Origin of the sequence: Alicyclobacillus fructus, assembly GCF_017329605.1 — a bacterium.
In the GTDB taxonomy this organism is placed as follows: Bacteria; Bacillota; Bacilli; order Alicyclobacillales; family Alicyclobacillaceae; genus Alicyclobacillus; species Alicyclobacillus fructus.
Window position 1 is genome coordinate 1 of the sequence record NZ_JAFMTY010000074.1, and the last position, 744, is coordinate 744.

Annotated in this window: 1 protein-coding gene; it reads right to left on the minus strand. The window is 60.3% G+C overall.

The window, feature by feature from the left end; genetic code table 11:
* Window positions 1-98: 98 nt before the first annotated feature.
* Window positions 99-744 (minus strand): IS21-like element helper ATPase IstB (gene istB, locus J3481_RS14375; protein ID WP_206832797.1); only part of this gene is annotated, 646 nt, incomplete at its 5' end.

A 744-nucleotide genomic window follows, 5' to 3' on the forward strand; every position in this document is an offset into this window, starting at 1 on the left:
TGTGTTTGTCAATCGAAAAGTTGACCACTTTGCTAATTGAAAAGTTGACCACCCCCGGGGCGGTTTCAGCGACCTGGTAGTAGGGCGTTAGCTGTCCGTCACTGCTGGGCGACGGCCCGCCGTTGGCTCTCGCGGAAGCGATAGGATTCGCCTTCGAACAGCAGGATGTGGGAGTGGTGGGTGAGGCGGTCAAGGAGGGCTGTCGTCAGCGTCGCGTCCTGGAAGACATCCGTCCACCTCGCAAACTCCAGATTGGTCGTTATGAGCAGGCTACCCCTTTCGTACCGCTCCGCGCAGAACTGGAACAACAGCGCCCCTCCCTGGGTGAGTGACACGTACCCCAGCTCGTCCAGGCACACCAAGTCGTACTTGTCCCAGGTTCGCAGGTACCTGGGGAGCCGATATTCGGATTCCGCCTGCAGGAGCTCCTGTATCAGCTGCATGACGGTGATGAACCGGACACGGTAACCGGCCGCGATGGCGGACAGTCCTATCGCGATCCCAATGTGGGTCTTACCCGTCCCGCTGGCGCCCATGCAAATGACGTTTTCCTTGGCTCGGATGAAGTCGCCCCCTGCCAGGTGCATCACTCGCTGCTTCTGCACCGTCGGTACAGCGCTGAAATCGAACTCCTGCAGCGTCTTGTGGGCAGGGAAGCGGGCCTGCTGGGTATAGGCCTGGAGTCGGCTTGCCTTTCGCGATTCCATCTCCTCAGCCAGGCAGGCGGCGAGATACTGGATGGGG